The 18,668-nt window shown below is 45.3% G+C and carries 15 protein-coding genes; 12 read left to right on the forward strand and 3 right to left on the reverse strand.

The window, feature by feature from the left end:
• The first annotated feature begins 1 nt into the window (after position 1).
• A complete protein-coding gene (locus H8705_RS00270) occupies positions 2-3,094 on the forward strand; it encodes an efflux RND transporter permease subunit (protein ID WP_262393879.1) in 3,093 nt (1,030 codons plus the stop codon).
• A gap of 56 nt (positions 3,095-3,150) precedes the next feature.
• Here H8705_RS00270 and H8705_RS00275 read toward each other — a convergent pair whose 3' ends face one another.
• A complete protein-coding gene (locus H8705_RS00275) occupies positions 3,151-3,474 on the reverse strand; it encodes a helix-turn-helix domain-containing protein (RefSeq protein ID WP_262393880.1) in 324 nt (107 codons plus the stop codon).
• A gap of 158 nt (positions 3,475-3,632) precedes the next feature.
• On the opposite strand from H8705_RS00275, the gene H8705_RS00280 reads away from it, so the two are divergent.
• The 4 genes from H8705_RS00280 (at position 3,633) to H8705_RS00295 (ending at position 5,880) form a co-directional block, all read left to right on the forward strand.
• Complete coding sequence (locus H8705_RS00280; RefSeq protein ID WP_262393881.1) at positions 3,633-3,869, forward strand: hypothetical protein; 237 nt, start codon at positions 3,633-3,635, stop codon at positions 3,867-3,869.
• A gap of 141 nt (positions 3,870-4,010) precedes the next feature.
• The gene (locus H8705_RS00285) at positions 4,011-4,379 is read left to right on the forward strand and encodes a GntR family transcriptional regulator (RefSeq protein ID WP_262393882.1); all 369 of its coding nucleotides are present in this window, start codon (positions 4,011-4,013) and stop codon (positions 4,377-4,379) included.
• Complete coding sequence (locus tag H8705_RS00290; protein WP_262393883.1) at positions 4,379-5,077, forward strand: ABC transporter ATP-binding protein; 699 nt, start codon at positions 4,379-4,381, stop codon at positions 5,075-5,077. Before H8705_RS00285 ends, H8705_RS00290 begins: the two co-directional genes overlap by 1 nt.
• Positions 5,071-5,880, forward strand: a complete 810-nt coding sequence (locus tag H8705_RS00295; protein ID WP_262393884.1) for a hypothetical protein — start codon at positions 5,071-5,073, stop codon at positions 5,878-5,880. The genes H8705_RS00290 and H8705_RS00295 overlap by 7 nt, the downstream gene beginning before the upstream one ends.
• 134 nt (positions 5,881-6,014) lie before the next feature.
• On the opposite strand, the gene H8705_RS00300 is transcribed toward H8705_RS00295, so the two are convergent.
• Complete coding sequence (locus H8705_RS00300) at positions 6,015-6,851, reverse strand: MerR family transcriptional regulator (protein WP_262393885.1); 837 nt, start codon at positions 6,849-6,851, stop codon at positions 6,015-6,017.
• Between the two features lie 247 nt (positions 6,852-7,098).
• Between H8705_RS00300 and H8705_RS00305 the strand changes: the two genes are divergently transcribed.
• The 7 genes from H8705_RS00305 (at position 7,099) to H8705_RS00335 (ending at position 17,665) form a co-directional block, all read left to right on the forward strand.
• Positions 7,099-8,523, forward strand: a complete 1,425-nt coding sequence (locus tag H8705_RS00305; protein ID WP_262393886.1) for an MATE family efflux transporter — start codon at positions 7,099-7,101, stop codon at positions 8,521-8,523.
• A 219-nt stretch (positions 8,524-8,742) separates the two neighbouring features.
• Positions 8,743-11,379, forward strand: a complete 2,637-nt coding sequence (locus H8705_RS00310) for a calcium-translocating P-type ATPase, PMCA-type (protein ID WP_262393887.1) — start codon at positions 8,743-8,745, stop codon at positions 11,377-11,379.
• Positions 11,380-11,486: 107 nt separating this feature from the next.
• Entirely contained in the window at positions 11,487-12,797 is a 1,311-nt protein-coding gene (locus tag H8705_RS00315) for a serpin family protein (protein ID WP_262393888.1), read from the forward strand.
• 95 nt (positions 12,798-12,892) lie between these two features.
• Positions 12,893-13,828, forward strand: a complete 936-nt coding sequence (fba, locus tag H8705_RS00320) for a class II fructose-1,6-bisphosphate aldolase (RefSeq protein WP_262393889.1) — start codon at positions 12,893-12,895, stop codon at positions 13,826-13,828.
• Positions 13,829-14,122: 294 nt separating this feature from the next.
• On the forward strand, positions 14,123-15,691 hold the full coding sequence (locus tag H8705_RS00325; RefSeq protein ID WP_262393890.1) for an efflux RND transporter periplasmic adaptor subunit: 1,569 nt from the start codon (positions 14,123-14,125) through the stop codon (positions 15,689-15,691).
• Between the two features lie 4 nt (positions 15,692-15,695).
• Positions 15,696-16,406, forward strand: a complete 711-nt coding sequence (locus H8705_RS00330) for an ABC transporter ATP-binding protein (protein ID WP_316248635.1) — start codon at positions 15,696-15,698, stop codon at positions 16,404-16,406.
• Positions 16,397-17,665, forward strand: a complete 1,269-nt coding sequence (locus tag H8705_RS00335) for an ABC transporter permease (protein WP_262393891.1) — start codon at positions 16,397-16,399, stop codon at positions 17,663-17,665. Before H8705_RS00330 ends, H8705_RS00335 begins: the two co-directional genes overlap by 10 nt.
• A 34-nt stretch (positions 17,666-17,699) precedes the next feature.
• Here the strand turns inward: H8705_RS00335 and H8705_RS00340 are convergent, their stop codons facing one another.
• Entirely contained in the window at positions 17,700-18,593 is an 894-nt protein-coding gene (locus tag H8705_RS00340; RefSeq protein WP_262393892.1) for a polysaccharide deacetylase family protein, read from the reverse strand.
• Between the last annotated feature and the right edge of the window lie 75 nt (positions 18,594-18,668).

The following is an 18,668-nucleotide window of genomic DNA, read 5'->3' on the forward strand; positions in this document are numbered from 1 at the left end:
TATGAACTTAACAAAGATTTCGATAAAAAGACCGGTTGCTGTACTGACTTGCGTTTTGGCGTTAATTATCTTTGGAATGTCTTCGATTATCTCCACTCCGGTAGAACTGACCCCGGATATGGAATTTCCCATGTACATTATCAGTACGGTTTATCCGGGTGCCGGTCCGCAGGAAGTGGAAGACAATGTCACTAAAGTGATTGAAGGCGCAGTTTCCACAGCGGGTGGATTAAAAAATATTTCATCCATCTCTCAGGAAAATTACTCTATTGTTATGTTGGAGTTTGAGTATGGCACCAACATGGATCAAACCTATATGGATGTGCAGGAAAAATTGAACGGTTCCTACAATAATTTGCCGGAAACCGCAATGAATCCTACCATAATGGAACTGAGCATGAATGCTATGCCGGTGATTATGATCGCGGCGGAAAACTTGGGGACGTCCAATATCCTTACCTATATCGAAGATGAGGTAGTGCCTGAGTTTGAAAAACTTTTAGGGGTGGCGGAAGTCACCGTTTCCGGCGGTCAGGAAGATTATATCAGCGTAGAGTTGATAGAGGAACGTATGCAGCAATACGGGCTGAATATGAGTACGATCAATTCGATCGTAGGAGCGGCGGATTTCTCTATTCCGGCAGGGGATATCCAAATGGGGGACCAGTCGCTGATTTTCCGGGGAGGGGTTACCTATGACAGTGTAGAGCGGCTGAAAACAATCCCTATTCCGCTGCGCACCGGTGATATTATCCATCTTTCGGATGTGGCAAACGTAAGCAAATCCATAAAATCCACAGATACTATCAGCCGCTATAACGGCAACGACGCCGTAGGTATCTCGATCACAAAGCGGCAAAGTTCGAATACGATGGATGTTACCAAAGCCATCGTAAAACAGATGGAAAAGATCAATCAGGAGAATCCTAGTTTAAAACTAAGCGTAGTATATAACTCCAGCGATATGATCAACTCCGCGATTGGAAGCGTAGTAAGCTCGCTGCTTTTAGGTATTGTAATTTCTGTATTTGTATTGTTTTTCTTCTTGGGGGATATCAAAGCCTCCGCGATCATAGCTACATCCATGCCGCTGTCAGTGTTTGCGGCGTTGGTGCTGATGTCTATGGCTGGAATAGGGCTGAATGTGATGTCCTTAGGCGGCCTGGTGATTGGCGTGGGTATGATGGTGGACAACTCGATCGTTGTACTGGAAAGCTGTTTCAGAAACCGGGATGAGGTACGTTCTTTTAAAGAATCCGCGCTGGAAGGCGCCAGGGTTGTGACCGGAGCGGTTATCGCCTCCACGGCGACCACTGTGGTGGTATTCCTGCCCATCAGCTTGATAAAAGGCCTTTCCGGGCAGATGTTCAGTAACGTGGGCTTTACCATTGTATTCTCTTTGCTGGCGTCTTTGATTTCCGCGCTGACCTTGGTACCGCTGTTGTTTATGAAGCTGGAGCCAAAAGAACGCATTGGCACCCGGGTTTCCAGAGGCGTTAATAAATTAGAGCAGGCATATAGTAAATTTGTAAGAAAAACCTTTGCCCATAAAAAACTTACAGTTTTGATAGCTATATTGCTTCTAGTGATCTCGGTTGGTATGCTTCCGTTTATCGGAACAGAATTAATTCCTTCCATGGATCAGGGTTCCCTGAGCGTAACGGTACAGATGAAAAAGGGACTTACCTTGGAAAAAGCCAATGAGATTACTTCTCAGGTGGAACAGCTGGTGGCTCAGCAGCCGGATGTTAAGGATTACCTGCTGACCCTTACCGAAGGAGGGGACGCCTCCATTTCTGTTTATTTGAAAGACGACCGGGAGTTGGAGACGGCGCAGCTGGTAGATCTTCTGCGCCAGCAGACACAAGGGCTGCAAAATTGTTATGTGGATGTGTCGCAAAGCTCTATGATGTCTATGGGCGGCGCTTCCGAGGTTTCAGTACAGATTCAAGGACAGGACATAGACGTACTGAAAGAAGCCGGGGAACAGGTAAAAGCGATCATGCAGGATTATCCGCATATTGTCTCCGTTTCCTCTAATCTTTCGGACGGCGCACCGCAGGCGGAATTGATTGTCGACCCCATAAAAGCTTCTGCAGTAGGGCTTACTCCAGCACAGGTAGTGGCCAATGTAAACAGCGTGGTTACTGGTACGAAGGCTACTACTCTGACAGAGGATTCCCGTGAATATGAAGTGCGTGTAGAATATCCGTCGGGCAGTTATGACCAGGTGAGAGATCTTTCGGGATTGATGCTTACTACTCCCAGCGGCCGACAGGTTCCGCTTTTGGATGTGGCGACGCTTCAATATTCCAATGCGCCGGAAGCGATACAGCGCAGCGACCGTCAATATATTGTAGAAATTTCCGGTCAGACGTCTTCGAATGCTCCCAAAACCCTTTCCAGAGATATTAGTCTGGCGGTCAATAAAATGGAATTGCCCGAGGGAGTTTCCATAGCTATGGGCGGCGACGCGGAAATGATGAACGAAGAATTTAGGAATCTCTTCGGCGCTATGGGCACGGCGATCCTGCTGGTATTCATGGTAATGGCGATCCAGTTTGAATCCATGCGTTTTTCTCTGGTAGTCATGATCTCCATTCCATTCTCCTGTATCGGCGCTTTTGTCCTGCTGTTGTTGGGAGGATATACCTTCAGCATGACCTCATTGCTTGGTTTTATTATGCTGGTAGGTATTGTGGTTAACAACGCCATTGTTCTGATCGATTACGCCAATCAGCTTCGCGAAAGCGGCATGTCTGCGGAAGAAGCATTGGTCACCTCCGGACGTACCCGTCTGCGTCCTATTCTGATGACTACCTTAACCACTATTATGTCTATGCTGCCGATGGCTTTGGGAATTGGCGGAGATGTGGAAATGATGCAGTCAATGTCAGTTGTTGTTATTGGCGGTCTTACCAGTTCCACTTTCCTTACGCTGATTTTGATTCCAGTATTTTATCTTATCTTCCTTCCAAAGGCGCAAAAGCCCAAGAAGGAAAAAAGAAAAAAGAATAAAAAAGAAAAATCAGAAGAGGAAAGAGAGCTTTCCCCTTCGGTAGAAAAAAGTATAGAAGAACTACAGGGAATTTAGCAAAAAAGAAAACAGCGGGAGAATGTGGTGAGTCACATTCTCCCGCTGTTTTAATATTAATAGTGTAGGATCACATGGGCTATTTCGAGAAGAATATTCTTTTGATGGGTATCCATACGGTCATATATCTGAGCAAATTCTTCGTTGAGATAATCCTGATGAGAGGGTACGGCGCCTGTAATAAGCTCGGAAATGTCACAGTTGAGATGGGTAGCGATTTCGGATAAGGTGTCCAGGCTGACTTTGGTAATTCCTCGTTCTATCTGGCTGATATATCCTACAGATACCGATAAGGATTCCGCAAGATAATCCTGTGTTTTTTCCAGGTCTTTGCGCCTTTGCTTAATTCTTTTTCCAATAGCGCGATAATCAACACTCATCACTATCACCTATTCTTAGTTTATAAGTAATAACTTCAAATATACAGATACTTACCACTAAAATTAAAGTTATAATTGTTGATTATTTTTGATTCTTGTGGTAAAATTGACACATTGGGTAGAAATGTGATGAATTATGTCGAAAAGGACGTGATAGGATGGATTTGCTGGATCGGCTGGCAGACTTGTTTGGCTGCCAGTATTTATCAGACCTGAAACTTGTTAGCCTTCATGTGAGCTCCAGGGAGATACAGGAGCTGATGAATTTGGATGAAACCAGTTATTCGCTTGAAGACTATACTGAGGCGGCAAGCTATATTTTAAATGAAGAAAAATCTTTCTCTACGATAAAACAGGCTAAACAAGCGATTGTTCAGGCACTGATGCTCAAATGAAACTGAAAAAATGTCTTGTGCTGCGAAGCACAGGGCATTTTTTAATTTGAGAAAATTTAAAAATAGGGTATTGACATTTGAAATTTGTAGTTGTACTATTGTATTAATTGATTAATACAATAGTACAAAGGAGGCGAAGATATGGCATGGGACCTAAAGAATGACCGTCCTATCTACACACAACTGGTCGAACAGATAGCGATAGGTATTGTTTCGGGAAATTATCCAATAGGTGAAAAGCTGCCGTCTGTGCGGGATTTAGCATCGCAGGCCGCGGTAAACCCCAATACAATGCAGCGGGCCTTGACAGAGTTAGAACGCAAGGGGCTTGTCCATACACAGCGCACCAATGGCAGATATATAACGGAGGATAACGGGATGATAGAGAAGGTAAGGCAGGAATTGGCGCAGGAGCAGATCTCTGAATTTATCCAGAGCATGACAAAGCTTGGTTTCAAAAAAACCGAAACGGTCCAGCTGATTAATAAGTTTATGGAGGAGGAGAAGTGATGGCTCCTATATTAGAATGTAAAGGCTTAAACAAATTCTATGGCGGAAAACAGGCCTTGAAAACGATTGATTTAAGCCTTGGCAGGGGAAGAATCGTGGGACTGCTAGGGCCAAACGGCAGCGGAAAAACCACTTTGATAAAATTGGCCAGCGGGCTGCTGACCCCTACCGGCGGGGAGATATTGATCGATGGAAAACAGCCGGGCATCGAAACTAAAAAGTTGGTATCCTATCTGCCGGAACGCACCTATTTAAACGATTGGATGAAGGTGCGGGATATCATTGATTTCTTCTGTGACTTTTACGGGGATTTTAATAAAGAGAAAGCATATGATATGCTTAGCCGGCTGAATATCAATCCCAACGACCGGTTAAAATCTATGTCAAAGGGAACCAAGGAAAAGGTACAGCTAATCTTGGTAATGAGCCGGGAAGCAAAACTTTATCTTTTAGATGAGCCAATCGGAGGTGTAGATCCGGCAGCCAGAGATTATATTCTTCGCACGATTATCGGCAATTACAGCGAGGACAGTACGGTGGTTATCTCCACTCATCTGATTGCCGATATCGAACCGGTATTGGATTATGTGGTATTCATCAATCAAGGGGATATCGCTATGAGCGCTACATTGGATCAAATCCGGGAAGAACAGGGGAAATCGGTGGATGAGCTTTTCCGGGAGGTGTTCAGATGTTAGGAAAACTTTTAAAATATGAGATAAAGGCTACGGCAAGAGTTTTTATTCCTTTGTATGGGATCGTTTTTTTACTGGCGATTATCAATCGAATTTTCAGTATGCTGAAAACTCCTTTTTATCTGGAAGAGAACGCCAACTTTCTTAGTGTTTCAGCCAATGTAACAATCACCGCTTATGTTTTGATGATCTTTGCTATTTTTATCTTTACTCTGGTGATTATGATTCAGCGGTTTTATAAAAGCCTGCTAGGGGACGAAGGATATTTGATGTTCACCCTGCCGGTGCGGCCGATGGAGCATGTAATAGCAAAATTAATCACTTCAGTTATGTGGATTGTAGCCAGCTGTCTGACTACTGGGCTTTCCCTTTTGATCTGGTTCGCCAACAAAGAATTTTTCTATGGATTGAGATATGTCTGGGATGAGATTTTAGAATTAATGGCGGAAATGGGGCCAAGGCTGGGGGCGTTTACCGCCGAAATGATTGTGTTGGTAGTGCTCAGTATGTTCTCCACAATTTTAGCAATTTATATGGCGATGTCCATCGGCCAGCAGTTTAATAACCATCGGATATTAGGTTCGTTTGGGGCTTATATTGGTATCAATGTGGCTGGGAATTTTATCGGAAGCTTGTTGTCTTTAGCTTTCATGATGCCTTGGGTACAAAAAAACTTTGAATATGACCCGCTGAAATTTCTTGTAAATTGGATTATGCCCCTTGGGATTGTAATAGACATTGCGTGTGTGGCCATTTTTGTGTTGGTAATTAACTATCTGCTAACAAAAAAACTGAATTTAGAATAAAAGGTTAAAAGAAAACCGGCGGATTTTTGAGCCCGCCGGTTTTTTGCTTAATGATTGACTGTTTCCAGAGGAGGTAGTTTTGCTAAACGTTAGACCTAATAGCTATCCAAAAAATCATTTAAGGATATTTTTCACTATACTCCAGGCTGCGGTTTTACTTCTACTGCGATTTGGATAATGTAGTCGTTTACATTTGCCACCGCTACTTCGTCAATGATGTATTCTTCATAAAAATAATCGCCAATAGATAATTTATGCTTATTCAAAAAAGCCAGAAGCCTGCGGTAGGAAGAACGGATGGTATCGTAATTTCCTTTGTGATAGGCGACAGCATAATCGCCTTCCGGTTTATAAAAGCCGGGATAAAAAGGGCTTTGATCCGCAGCGTTGGCGAAAAAATAGGAGATGGGGTCGTCCTGGCCGGCGATTACGTCTTTGGTAGCCGCCATACCACCGGAATAAAAGTCGCTGTATACGTCGCTCTGGTCCTGCCGACTGATATATTCGGAAATAATATCAAAATAACTTTTCCCTTTAGTATCCTGTAAGGATGTGCTTAATACGATATTCTGTCGGGGAAGATGCTGTATAGTAATCAGATCACAATCGATATCCGCCGCTTTTTTTGTAATCTCGATACGGTTTTGCATGAGGGAGCGGATTTTATACATTTTAATAATTTCTTTTTCCAACTCTATGCTTTTGCGTTCGAACAGATCGATGAGAGACTGGGGGGAACGGTGGTCCATATACTCCTTGATTTCCATCAGGGACATATCCAGCTCTTTTAACGCGCTGATAATACCAAAAATATCAATCTGCTGATAGGTATAATAACGGTATCCATTCTCTTCTTTTAGGTCCGGGCTGAGAAGGCCGATATCATCATAATGGAATAAGGTCTGTTTTTTGACGCCGCACAGCTTGGCAAATTCTCCGGTCGTAAAAACTTTTTTTGATTTTTTACTCATTTTTACTAAAAACCCCCTTGACTGTATGGTTACCATATACTTTATAATAGACCTAGAGCAGAAATAAATCAAGTAAGGAGAGTAGTTAACTTCAAAAAATAGAATAGAGAAGATCTAATATGGAACTTTTAAGGGGAATGAGACGCGGGCAACTAGGCCCTGTCGTTTTGTTTATCATTTACCGGCGGTTATGATAAACAATTATTAATACAAATTTACGCCGCCGGAGGAAAGGCAGTTTTTAATCATGAGTACCACATTAGGCAAAAATTATAGTTTCGGAACACTGTTAAAGTTCGCGACACCCACCATCATTATGATGCTTATCTCTGCTCTATACAGTATTGTAGATGGTGTATTCGTAGCACGTTTCGTCGGTGCTGACGCATTATCGGCAGTAAATATCATTATGCCGCTCTACAGTGTTTTCTGGAGTGTCGCAATTATGTTCGCTACGGGCGGAAGTGCAATTATAGCCCGTAAGATGGGGGAAGGCAATGATTATGAGGCGAAACAAGACTTTACTTTGATCGTTTTGTTTGCGATTCTCATAGGCGTTGTAGTGTTGGTGGTTGGTTTGGTATTTTTAAAGCCAATCGTGACCGCCTTGGGTGCAACTCCATCTCTTTATGATTATTGCTATGAATATGCATTTGTTTTACTACTATTTTCACCAATCATTATCATAAAAAGTATGTTTGAATACCTTATGGTCACCGCCGGCAAACCAAAACTTGGTTTGGCTCTGAGTATGTTTGGCGGCGCGGCTCATCTGATTTTGGCATATGTCTTTATTGAACCTATGCAGATGGGAATCGCGGGTGCGGCCCTGGCCACTGGCCTGGGATGCTTAATCCCGGCGTTTGCGGGGGTAGCGTATTTCTTCCACAAAAAATCCCTGCTTTATTTTGTAAAGCCAAGTTGGAATTGGCGTGTCCTGTTGGAGAGCTGTGGAAACGGCGCTTCCGAGATGGTAGTCAATCTGTCGGAAGGCGTTACCACCTTGCTGTTTAATCTGGCAATGCTCAAATATGTTGGAGAAAGCGGTGTAGCGGCGATTACTATCGTTCTTTACGCTCAGTGGCTGTTGGTTTCTGTGTATGCAGGCTATTCTTCCGGAATAGCGCCGATCATCAGTTACAAGTATGGCAGCGAAGACTGGCCGCAGCTTAGAAAGATTGTAAGGGCAAGTTATGTCTTTATTATCATCTCTTCTGTTGTAGTATTGGCAATCTCCTATTTAGGAGCCAAAGAAATGGTTATGGTATTCTCCGATCCGGGCACGGAAGTTTATACTTTGGCGCTGCGGGGAATGTACCTGTTCGCGATCAGCTTCCTGTTTGTAGGGGTGAACGTTTTTGCATCCAGCATGTTCACCGCGTTTTCTAACGGAAGAGTATCTGCGCTGATTTCCTTCCTGCGTACTTTTGGATTTTTAATCCTTGGCATTCTGGTTCTGCCTCTGTTTATGGGCGTAGACGGCGTATGGATTTCTATTCCGTTTGCGGAAGTAGCAACTTTAGCGTTTTCTATTTTCTTTACTATCCGCTATGCGGAGGAATATGGATACTGCCGCAGTATAGAAGAGGAAGAGAAGAAGGAAAAATCCCGTGAGAAGAAAGACGTCGCATTAGAACATGTGAAAGAAAAAACTTCTTCTTGCTATCTTTAAATAACAATAATCTATAAAATAAGGACGGATGTGTCATCCGTCCTTATTTTTATGTCAAAAAACTTTTTTATGGTCTTAAATTGTTTACGTCCTATTAATAAATGGCTTTCGGGGCCTATGGTATAATTTGTATATTGAAAAATCCAAATGGTATTTTGGGATTTTTTGGTGACATAATTATAAGTAGTAAGAAAAGCCTTTTAAGGAGGAGACGTTTTTTTGGACTGGTACAGCAAACAGCTTACTCAAGTGGAAAAAGAATTAAATACTAATTTTGACACAGGCCTTACTTCTCAGCAGGCGCGGGAGCGTCTGGAAAGAGATGGTTTGAACAAATTAAATGAAAAACCCCCGAAGACATTTTTGCAACGCTTTTTGGCCCAGATGAAGGATGTTATGGTTATTATCCTGCTTGTAGCGGCGGGGATCTCTTTAGCATTAAGTTTTTATAATATGTCCATCGGTCAGGAAGCGGACTGGATCGAACCCATTGTGATTGTCCTGATCGTACTGATCAACGGTATTTTAGGAGTTGTTCAGGAGAGCAAGGCGGAAGCGGCGCTGGAAGCGTTAAAAAATATGTCCGCCCCCTTTGCCAAGGCGGTGCGCGACGGTTCGGTAGCTTCGGTTCCATCCGCAGAATTGGTAACAGGGGATATTGTGGAAATAGAGGCGGGAGATTTGGTCCCGGCGGACTGCCGTGTGATCTCCAGCTCCAGTTTAAAATGCGACGAATCGGCCTTAACCGGGGAATCTGTTCCAGTGGATAAGCAGCCGGCGGCCGAAATTCGGCAGGATGCTCCCCTGGGCGATCGGATTAACATGGTATACTCCGGATGCGCTGTTTCTTACGGCCGGGCACGGGCAGTAGTAGTAAGTACCGGCATGGGAACAGAGATGGGGAATATCGCCGCTATGCTGGAAGGGGAAGAACAGGGAGATACCCCTTTGCAGCAGAAACTTGCTCAGCTGGGAAAATATCTTGGCTTTTTGGCGCTAGGAATCTGTGTGGTTATTTTTGCTATCGGATTGATAGATAAACTGCCTATTATGGATATGTTTATGACTGCCGTATCCCTGGCGGTCGCAGCAATACCGGAAGGCCTGCCCGCTATCGTGACGATTGTCTTGGCGATTGGCGTACAGCGAATGGTAGCTAAAAACGCAGTGATCCGCCGCCTGCCTGCAGTAGAGACTCTAGGCAGCGCGTCGGTAATCTGTTCCGATAAAACCGGGACCCTTACCCAGAACCGGATGACGCTGGTCAAAGCGTACGCCGGAGGGGACATGGTAGATTTGGATGGAGAAATTCCGGAAAAGATTTTAGATCTGATTAAAATGGGGACCCTTTGTACCGACGGATCGGTAACAGTGACAGACGGTAGGGAAAAACACATCGGAGACCCGACGGAAACCTCTATTATCGCGGCGGCGCTGAAAAATGGCATGGCCAAGGAAGAGCTTGCAAAAGAGTATCCTCGTCTGGCGGATATTCCTTTTGACAGCGATCGAAAAATGATGACCACCATTAACCGGATTGGCGGAAAAAATATTGTTATTGTCAAAGGCGCCCCTGATATCGTCATGGACCGCTGTGTCAAAGGCGATCTCGCCAATGCGGCGGCGGTAAATGAACAGATGGGGCGAGAGGCTTTGCGTGTGTTAGCTATCGCCTATAAGGAAATCAAAGAGGTTCCTGCCGAGCCTACCTCCCAAGAGATGGAAAACGACCTGATTTTTGGAGGTTTGGTAGGAATGATCGATCCGCCTCGTCCGGAGGTAATTGATTCCATTGCAGAATGTAAACAGGCGGGAATCCGTACCGTAATGATTACTGGTGACCATGTGGCCACCGCCTCTGCGATTGCAAAGCAGCTTGGCATTATGGAGGATGACAGCCAGGCGCTTACCGGCGCTCAGCTGGCGGCGATGAGCGATGAGGAGCTGTTTGAGAACATCCGCCATTATTGCGTGTACGCCCGTGTGACTCCTACGGATAAAATTCGGATTGTCAAGGCCTGGCAGAAAGCGGGCGAGATTGTTTCGATGACGGGAGACGGGGTAAATGACGCTCCTGCGCTAAAAGCCGCGGATATCGGCTGCGCTATGGGGATTACCGGTACCGATGTGGCCAAAGGCGCGGCGGATATGACCCTGACAGACGACAATTTTGCAACGATCGTCACTGCTGTAAAGGAAGGGCGGGGGATTTATGACAATATCCGCAAGGCGGTGCAATTTTTACTGTCCTGTAACCTGGGAGAGATTGTCACCGTGTTTTTATCGATGCTTTTGTGGAAGGAATCTCCTTTGATGCCTATCCAGCTGTTGTGGGTGAACCTGGTTACTGACAGTCTGCCTGCCTTAGCGTTGGGGATGGAGCCGGTGGAAAAAGATGTGATGAAACGCGTTCCCCGCCGTAAGGATGAAAGCATCTTTGCGCATGGAGTGGGACTTATGGCGATATTGCAGGGCCTGATGATCGGATTTTTGACATTGGGAGCATACTTTATTGGCTCCCGTCTGTTCCCCATGGAAGGCGGAACGGTGAATATCCCCTTAGGGGAGAGCATGGCATTTGCTACCCTGGCGATTTCCCAGCTGGTACATGCCTTTAATATCCGCTCTAAATTTTCCATGTTCAAGGCAGGATTTTTAACCAACAAATATATGGTAGGAGCCTTTTTTGCCTCTTTGGCTTTAATGCTGATTGTACTGCTGGTACCGTTTATGCAGGGAATATTCGAAGTTATCGCCATGAGCATGGGACAGTGGCTGATCATCCTTGGGCTAAGTTTGGCCCCGTTTATAATTATGGAGGTTGTTAAATTATTTACCGGGCGGGAAGGGAATTAACAAAAATAGTTACAATTTGATAGCAAAATGAAAAGAGCGCAGTAGTTTTTTTAATAAAAAACACCTTTTAAGCGAATGGAACTAAGTATGGGAAAAGGAGAATTCTGATGAAATATAGGAAACTGATATTAGGCATACTTTGCGTTTCGCTTGTAATGGGGTCCTGCGCCTCTCCCGAAGCGGCGCCTGTAAAACCGGATGCCTCCTCTCAAGAGAACAGCTCCCTTTCTTCCCAGCCGGAACCGGCAACAACGGCAGTGCTGTCGGATACCACAGGTTATTTGACAGACAATGAAGTAGTTGAGAATTTGAGTGCCACGGGCGTAAACAGCGTCAATAAGTTTGGCTATGGGCTGTATAACAAGCTGTTTAAAGAGGATGAAAATGTTTTTGTTTCTCCGGTAAGCATGTATCTTGCCTTTGGAATGCTTCAAAATGGGGCCCGAGGAGAAACGGAAGAACAACTGGGCGCCATTTTAGGGGGCAACAAGCTGGAGGATCTGAATGCTTTTTGCCGGGATTTACAGCTGTATTTAATCAATAACCGGGATTCTACGGAACTGTCTGTCGGAAATTCTTTATGGATTCGTACTCAGGAAGCCAAAACCGTTCAGCAATCCTTTATAGATGCGCTGAGCCAGTATTACGGAGCAAAAGAGGCGGCCTTGGATTTTGATGATCCGGCGGCCGCGGATACAATCAACAACTGGGTAAAAGAAAGCACCAACGGAATGATCGAAAAGCTTATTGACGGGCCGGTTAATAAAAGCACTGTCATGTACTTGATCAACACCATCTATTTCAAAGGAGTATGGGAGGACGCCTTTGACGCCAGCCTGACAAAAGAGAAAGACTTTGCCGCTGCCTCAGGAACAATCCAAGTTCCTATGATGGTAAAAAGCGCTCAGTACCGCTATGTGGAAAATGATCAGCTGCAAGGAATATTGCTTCCCTATAAGGATGGAAAAACATCTATGCTGGTTCTGCTGCCCAAAGGGGACTTTGCCCAGTTCGCGAAAGGAATCACCAACGAGCAGATTACATCGCTGTTAGGGAAGATGACCTTCAGCGAGGTGGTGTTAAGCCTGCCTAAGATGGATATTGATTATTCTGCCGATATGATTGAGGCGATGCAGGCGCTGGGTATCACCGATTTGTTTGATAAAAGTGCGGATTTAAGCGGAATAAATGGAGAAAAGAACCTGTATGTTAATAAAGTGACCCATAAGACTGTGCTGAAGGTGGATGAAGAAGGGACAGAAGCTGCCGGAGCCACTGGAATTGGGATTGCTATGAAGGCGGCGGTGCCGACGCAACAGATTATTATGACTGTGGACCGTCCGTTCTTTACCGCTATTGTAGACAATGAAACTGGGTTGACTTTGTTTGGAGGTTCTATTGTAAATCCGCAGGCTTAAATTTGTGATAATATATCAAAAATGGTTGAATGATTTGGCGGATGTTGCTATAATAGAGGCGGAACGCATGACAAAAATAAAAAGGAGATGCAACTATGCCATTAGTAACAACTACTGAGATGTTCAAAAAGGCGTATGAAGGCGGCTATGCCATAGGCGCTTTTAATGTAAACAATATGGAGATTGTCCAAGGGATTACAGAGGCGGCCAGCGAAGAGCATGCTCCGGTGATTTTGCAGGTATCCGCAGGCGCGAGAAAATATGCCCGCCACGCTTATCTGGTAAAACTGGTGGAAGCGGCTTTAATGGAAAATGATATTCCCATCGCTCTGCACTTGGATCACGGCGCAGATTTTGATATCTGCAAAGCTTGTATCGACGGCGGTTTCAGCTCTGTTATGATCGATGGGTCCCATCACAGCTTTGAAGACAATATTGCCTTGACAAAAAAAGTGGTAGACTATGCCCATGCCCACGGGGTAGTGGTAGAAGGCGAGCTGGGACGGCTTGCAGGCATTGAGGATGCGGTAAATGTTTCGGCGGAGGACGCCTCCTACACCAAGCCTTCTGAAGTGGAAGAGTTTGTTACAAAAACCGGGGTGGATTCTTTGGCGATCGCTATCGGCACCAGCCACGGCGCGTTTAAATTCAAACCGGGCCAGAAGCCCCAGCTCCGTTTTGATATTCTGGAAGAGGTTAGCCAGCGTCTGCCGGGCTTCCCAATTGTACTGCACGGCGCCTCCTCAGTAAATCAGGAATATGTGGAAATGATTAATAAATACGGCGGGGAAATGCCGGACGCAATTGGTATTCCGGAGGAAATGCTTCGCCAGGCGGCCAGAATGGCTGTTTGCAAGATTAATATCGACAGCGATGTACGTCTTGCTATGACAGCGGCGATCCGCAAGCATATTGTGGAAAACCCAGGACACTTTGATCCTAGACAGTACTTAAGCCCCGCCCGGGATGCGGTAAAAGACTTGGTAAAGCATAAAATTGTCCAAGTTCTTGGCTGCAGCCAAAAAGCTTAAAATCGAAAAAATACAAAGAAATACACGGCGTAAAATTTTGCGCCGTGTATTTCTGTTTTTTTGAAGATAATGGGATCAATAAATCGTATCATGATTGTAAATTTATTGCTAATTCTATTGACAAGCATTGAGGTATGTATTATTGTATTAAGTGAATAATACAATAATACAGTAGGAGGAAACAAATTCATATTTTGAACACAAATTTATCCGAAGGACAACAAATGTTAATTGCTAGTTCATAATGAAACGTTACTCTTAATGCTCAATGAAAAAACCGAAGGAGCCACACGTATGATTGCTGAAAAAGTAAAAATGCCTAAATTAAGTAAAAAGGCGAAAAAACGGATTATCACCTGTACAGTTATCGCTGCCGCCGCGGTGGTAATTTTTATGATGATCCGCTCCGGCGGGAAAGGAGTAGGCGGGGTTCCAACTATGACGCTGGAGCCTATGACTCTTGCTAATACCGTAAACCTTACCGGCACCATTGAAAGTGATGAATCCATGAATGTGTATTCCACCAGCACGGAACTTGTAAAAGAGATTAATGTGGAGGTGGGAGATCGTGTAGAGGCTGGGGATATTTTGGCTCAGCTGGATACACAGGAATTGGAGCTTACAGTGGCCAAGACAAGGGCCAGCGTAAACCAGGCGGCGCAAAGCGCCCAGCTATCCCTCTCCATGAGTGAGAAGGCATATAATAATGCGAAACAAAATCTGGAGGATGAACTCAACTCCGCTCTTCTCAGCGCGGAAGCGAACTTACGCCGCGCCCAACAGGAGCTAAATGATGCCCGGCGGGATTACAATGACAACAAGGACGACCAGGAATATGCCGACAGCATTATGCAGCAGGCAGAACGCAAACTGGATCGGGCCCGGGACGCTATGAAAGACGCGGAGCGGGAATGGAAGAAAGCAGGAGAACCGGCAACCGGCGAAATTGCAGAAAAATATGAAAAAGCGGAAGAGGAATATCAAGCTGCTTATAAAGAATGGATGGATGCGGACACCGAATACGGCGGAGAAGTTTCTGGGATAAAGAAAACATATCGTAACGCCCGCATTGATTATGAAAACGCGTTAGCTCAGCGGGACGCTGCACAAAGAAGCGTGCAGGAAGCGCTGGAAGAAGCAAAAGACAATGTTACCGCCAACAAAATTCGGGCGGACTTAACGGCAGAGCAGTTGGATTTGCAGCTGATGGAAAAAAGGCTGGAGGACGCCACGATTAAATCCCCTATCTCCGGAACGGTAACCGCGGTATACGCCAAGCAGGGAATGCCGGGAAGCGGACTTTTGTTTGTGGTAGAAAATACAGACGACTTGATTATTAAAACTACCATCAAGGAATATGACGTAGCCAGCGTGCAGCAGGGAATGCCTGCTACCATTAAAACCGACGGTACAGGGGAAGAGGTCTTTGATGGGGAAGTGAGCATGATTTCCCCAGTAGCGGTAAAGGATGCGCAAGGAAATACGAAAACCGATGCGGGAGTGGAATTTGATACGCAGATAAAAATCACTTCGCCCAACTCCGGTTTAAAAGTGGGAATGCACACCCGTATGACAATTATTGTTCAGCAAAAGGACAACGTATACGGAGTGCCGTATGACGCGGTTGTTACCAATCCGGACGGGACCAATTCCATTTACATAGCTCAGCCTGCGGAAGAAGGAAAATATATCGCTGTGGCAGTGCCGGTTACTGTAGGAATGGAAAGCGACTTTTATTCGGAGATTTCTTCTGATCAGATTAAGGACGGAGATTTAGTAATTACCGACACTTCTACTGTCATTCCAGGAAGCGAGATTATTTTGGCCAATTCCCCTATAACATCGGAAGCGGCGGTGGAGTAACGGTATGAGTGATAAATTAATTATCGATATGCACGATATCGTTAAAAAGTTTTATATTGGTCAGCCGAATGAGCTGACGATTTTAAAAGGGCTTGACATACAGGTGCGGGAAGGCGAATTTGTTTCTGTAGTAGGGGCTTCCGGTTCAGGAAAGTCCACGTTGATGAATATTATCGGCGTGCTTGATCGGCCCAGCGAAGGGTCCTATGTGCTGGATGGAGTAGATATTGCGACTATCGCCGACGACGAGCTTTCTGAAATCCGCAATTCCAAAATTGGATTCGTATTTCAAACCTTTAACCTGATCCCGCGGACCTCCGCTCTGCGCAATGTAGAACTGCCTATGCTTTATGCAGGCGTGCCTATGGGAGAAAGGACCCGTCGGGCCAAACAGCTTCTTGCTATGGTGGAAATGGATGATCGTATGGATCATATGCCAAATGAACTTTCCGGCGGCCAGAAACAAAGGGTTGCCATTGCCCGGGCAATGGCCAACGATCCATCGATTATTCTGGCGGATGAACCTACCGGGGCATTGGATACCGCCACTGGGCGTCTGGTAATGGATCTTTTCCATACTCTTCACCGGGATCAGGGAAAAACCATTGTGCTTATTACCCATAACCCAGAACTGGCCCAGGAAACAGAGCGTATTATCACCTTAAGCGATGGTGAAATTATAGGAAATAGAGCGGGGGCAGAGGTATGTATTTAAAGGAAAATATCTCCCTTGCAATTATGGGCTTAAAAGCGAATAAAATGCGGGCGCTGCTCACTATGCTGGGGATTATCATCGGTATCAGCTCAGTAATTACGATTGTAACAGTGGGCGATGCGATGACAAACTCGGTAACCTCGGTTCTGAATGATATGGGCGCCAACAGCATCCAGATTATGATTTCCGATAAGCCGGACGAACATGGAAATACCAACTATACCCGCGCCTGGGAAGACAGCGATATGATTACCGATGAGATGATGGAGCTGTATACAGAAGCCTTCGGGGATAAAATTCACGCTTATGCAGTCACAACGAACCTGGGCAACGGCCAAGCGATGAACGGAAGAAATGAAGCCAATGGCTATGTGATAGGCACGAACGCCGGCGCGATAGATATTCAAAATGTGGATATTCTAGCGGGGCACTTCCTTAATCAGCGGGAGGTCAGCGGATCTAAATATGTAACGGTTATTTCTGACCGCTTTGTAGAAAAGCTTTTTCCTGGCATCACGATGCAGGAGGCCTTGGGAAAAGAAGTCAAGATGCGGCTCAACCAAGGAACTTATACCTTTCTTGTGGTAGGAGTGTATCATTATGAGGTTACTGGTATGATGGCTACCATGACGGGAGATACAAGTACGTCGGTATTTATCCCTCAGACAGTGGCCCAACAGATTGCTCAGAGTGATACTACTGGATATTATGCCGCTCAGATTAAGGCGAGCAGCCAGGTTACCGATATGGAAGCCTTTGCCAAACAGACGGAGGACTATTTTAATAGGCATTTCTACCGTTCCAATAACTATGTGCAGATCCGGGCAGACAATATGGACAGCATGATCGGACAGATGAACTCGGTTATGGGAACCATGAGCATTGCCATTGGGATTATTGCTGGAATTTCTCTGCTGGTAGGCGGTATCGGTGTTATGAATATTATGCTGGTATCAGTAACGGAACGTACTCGTGAAATCGGTACTCGAAAGGCCCTGGGGGCTAAAAATAGTGCGATCCGGATACAGTTTATTGTGGAATCTGTGATTATCTGTCTTATCGGCGGATTAATTGGTATCCTATTGGGAACTTCCTTGGGACGGCTGGGCTCCAGCTTGCTTGGGTTCGCGTCGTGGCCGTCAATTACCATTGTATTGGTAGCGGTTAGCTTCTCCATGGCGATCGGAGTATTCTTTGGGTATTATCCCGCGAACAAAGCGGCAAAACTGGACCCTATCGAAGCGCTGCGCTACGAGTAACTTTTTCATATACAGAAAAGGCGAAAAGCTATTTTCAGCTTTTCGCCTTTTTGTTTTCATCAGCTTTATAGGCTTTTTTTAAAATGGACTGCAAAGAAACACCGTGAGGACGGTTAAACCGGTTCAGATGATAAAGTTCCTCCGGGTCACCGGTAAGATAATTGAGCCGCTCCCGACAGACGAGTGCCCCTGTAAAGCCAAGTTCCTTAATAACAGGGAGGGCCTCTGGACTGATCTGGCCGAAAGGATAGGTAAAGACGGTGGGATAGAACCCAAGTTTATCAAAAATTTCCTGCTGAAGGGCCCCGATATCATCGATTAATGCCTGGCGGTAATGTGCATTATCCTCACCGGGAATTTTTTTCGCGCCGTGCCGGCCGTTTTCGTTCACATGCATATTATAGCTGTGGTTTTGTATTTCTACCCGTCCGCTGATTACCATTTCCTGCATCTGCTCCCAGGTTGCGTGGGAATAGCGGACGTGATGATCGGACGTCTGCGAGTATAGATCGGCATATTTTCCCACAATAGAAAATACCGCTTTCGCGTCCATCTCCTGAAGGATGGGATAGGCATATTCATAAAAACTCTCATATCCGTCGTCAAACGTAATCATCACCGGTTTTTCAGGAAGGGCGACGCCTTGATAAACATAATCAATTAAATCCTGCATCAGGATGAATTGATACCCTTGCTCTTTTAGATATTGTAAATCCCCCTTAAATTCTTCCGGGGAGATAGTATACTTATTCAGGCGGTCGTCTTCTTTGAGTATATGATGGTACATAGCAATGGGGAGGGTTATTTCCTGCACAGGATAGGTCATAGCCGCGTCTGCCGTGGGAATACAAACCCGCATTGCCAGGGAGTAGATGGATACAGCCAGCGCCAGGGAGGTAAGGACGATAAGTTTCTCACAAAGTTTCACGGATACTCACACCTTCTCTATGATATCTTAGTTTATGCGCTGGGCAAGAGGGAATATGACTTTAGAAAAATAGCA

The sequence above is a fragment of the Youxingia wuxianensis genome (assembly GCF_014385085.1).
GTDB lineage: Bacteria > Bacillota > Clostridia > Oscillospirales > Ruminococcaceae > Youxingia > Youxingia wuxianensis.